General features: G+C 71.5%; 2 protein-coding genes. Both read right to left on the bottom strand.

From position 1 onward, the window contains the following. Positions 1–1,209, bottom strand: a 1,209-nt coding sequence (nuoN, locus tag G6026_RS13185; RefSeq protein ID WP_182627623.1) for an NADH-quinone oxidoreductase subunit NuoN, incomplete at its 3' end; no start/stop codon positions are given. Then, positions 1,206–2,714, bottom strand: a 1,509-nt coding sequence (locus G6026_RS13180; protein WP_182613440.1) for an NADH-quinone oxidoreductase subunit M, incomplete at its 5' end; no start/stop codon positions are given. The genes G6026_RS13180 and nuoN, both read right to left, overlap by 4 nt.

Genomic DNA, 2,714 nt, shown 5'->3' with positions numbered 1-2,714 from the left:
TCCCGCCACCAGCGGCTGGCGCCGGCCCAGTCCGGCCCAGGCCCGGAGATCGCCGATCTCGGCGCCGTCGGCGTCCCGGACCAGCCCGGCCGCGGCGAACACGCCCACGGTGCTGACGGCGTACGCAGCGAGGTAGAAGAGCATCGCGGACGTCCCGGTGGACTGGACCGCGATCACCCCGGTGAGCAGGAACCCGGCGTGGGCGATGGAGGAGTACGCCAGGAGCCGCGTGACGTCGTTCTGCGCGACCCCCACGACAGTTCCGACGATCATCGTCAGCGCCGCGATCACCCACAGCACCGGCGCCCAGTCCGCCTCGAGGCCGGGCACCGCGGTGTGGAAGAACCGGAGGATCGCGCCGAACGCGGCGACCTTGGTGCCGGCGGCCATGAACGCGGTGATCGCGGTGGGCGCGCCCTGGTAGACGTCGGGGGTCCAGGTGTGGAACGGCACGGCGCCGACCTTGAACAGCAGGCCCACCGACATCATGGCCACGCCGATCAGGGCCAGGGCGCCGCCCCCGTCGGCCTCGACCGCCTCGGCGATCCCGCGGAAGTCCACGGTCCCGGCGGCGCCGTACACCAGCGCGACGCCGTAGACGAAGAACGCCGAGGAGAACGCACCCAGGAGGAAGTACTTGACCGCCGCCTCCTGCGAGAGCAGGCGTCGCCGCCGGGCCATCCCGCACAGGACGTACAGGGGCAGCGAGAGCACCTCCAGCGCGATGAACAGGGTGATCAGGTCGTTCGCCGCCGGGAACAGCATGAGGCCGCCCGTGGCGAACAGCGTGAGGGGGAAGATCTCGGTCTGGGTGAACCCCGCGCGCTCGGCGTCGCGCTCTCCCGAACCGCCGGGGGCCACGGCGGCCTGGGGCGCGAAGCCCGCGAGGACCTTCTTGCGGGAGGCCGAGGGGATGACGGTGCGCTCGCCGATCAACAGTCCGGCGGCGACGGCCACGACCACCGTGACGCCCTGCAGGAACAGCGCCGGCCCGTCGACCGCGACCGCGCCCTCGGCCGTGACGATCCGCGTCCCGGACAACAGGAGCACGGAGACGAGGGCGGCGGCGAGACCGCCCAGGTAGACGGCCATCTGTGTGGCATAGCGCCGCCGGGCGGGGACGAACGCCTCCACCAGCACACCGACGATCCCCGCCCCGAACACGAGGAGAAGGGGCGCGAGCGATCCGTACGCGATGTCCGGGGTCATCGGGCTCCTCCCACGAGGGCGACGGTGTGGGCGACCGCCGGTTCGATCACGTCCAACGCGGGCTGCGGGTAGAAGCCCAGCACGATCAGCGCCACCACCAGGGGGATCACCACCACGAGTTCGCGGTGGCCCAGATCAGGTGTCCGCGCCAGCCCGGTCGCGGGTGGTCCACCCATCACCCGTTGGTAGGTCCACAGGATGTAGATAGCCGCCAGGACGAAGGTGCTCGCGGCGAGCACCGCGGCCACCGGGTACGGGCCGAAGGTGCCGATGAACACCAGGAACTCGCTGACGAACGGGGCCAGACCCGGGAGTGACAGGGTGGCCAGGCCGGCGATGAGGAACGTCCCGGCGAGGACGGGGGCCACCTGCTGCACGCCTCCGTAGTAGCCGATCTCCCGGATGCGGTGCCGGTGGACGAGGAACCCGGCCACGAGGAACAGCGCGGCCGTGGCGACGCCGTGGTTGACCATGTAGAGCGTGGACCCGGCGGCCGCCTGCTCGGTCCTCGCGAAGATCCCCAGGATGATGAACCCGAAGTGGGAGATGGAGGCGTAGGCGATCAACCGGAGCAGGTCGGTCTGGGCGATGGCCATGAGGCCGCCGTAGACGATGCTGACCACCGCGAGCGTGATGAGCACCGGCGCCGCCGTCGCGGCCGCGTCCGGGAACAGCGGCAGGCTGTAGCGCAGCATCGCGAACGTGCCGACCTTGTCCACGACGGCCATCATCAACACCGCCGACGCGGGCGTCGCGGCCACGGCCGCGCCGGGCAGCCAGGTGTGGAACGGCCACAGTGGCGCCTTGATCGCGAAGGCCAGGGTGAAGGCGGCGAACATCAGCAGCGCCACGCCGGGCGTGATCTCCAGCCGACCGTCCGCGACGGCCGCGGTGATGAGGCGGTAGTCGAACGTGCCCGCCCCGATCGATCCGGCGTCAGTCCCTATCCCGGCGCGGGCGGTGAGGACGTAGAGGCCGATCACCGCGACCAGCATCACCAGCCCGCCGAGCAGGTTGTAGATGAGGAACCGCACGGCCGCCGCAGCCCGGTCGGCCCCGGAGGAGTCGCTGCGGCCGAACCCGCCGATGAGGAAGTAGAGCGGGATGAGCATGGCCTCGAACGCGACGTAGAACAGCAGCACGTCCAGGCTGGTGAACGCCACCAGCGCCAATCCCTGCGTGGTCAGCAGCAATGCCGGGTAGGCCTGCGCGCGGCGACCGTGGGCACCGTCGTCGACATCGTGCCATCCGGCCAGCAGGAGCAGCGGCATGAGGGCGGCCGTGAGCAGGACCAACACCAGGGCGATCCCGTCGAGCCCGAGCGTGTAGGTGGCGCCGAAGGCGGGGATCCACGAGCGTGACTCGACGAACTGGTGGGTCTGGCCTGCGGGGTCGAACCCCACCGCGAGCGCGACGGCCACGGCCAGCACGCCGAGCGACGTGGCCAGGGCGAGGGGTCTCGCGGCGCGTCGCGCGCCGGAGGGGAGGGCGACGACGACGAGAGC

This window comes from Dietzia sp. DQ11-38-2, from assembly GCF_014145055.1.
Classification (GTDB): domain Bacteria; phylum Actinomycetota; class Actinomycetes; order Mycobacteriales; family Mycobacteriaceae; genus Dietzia.
Note: the sequence above shows the minus strand (reverse complement) of the source record. Positions and strands in the feature narration are given on the sequence as shown.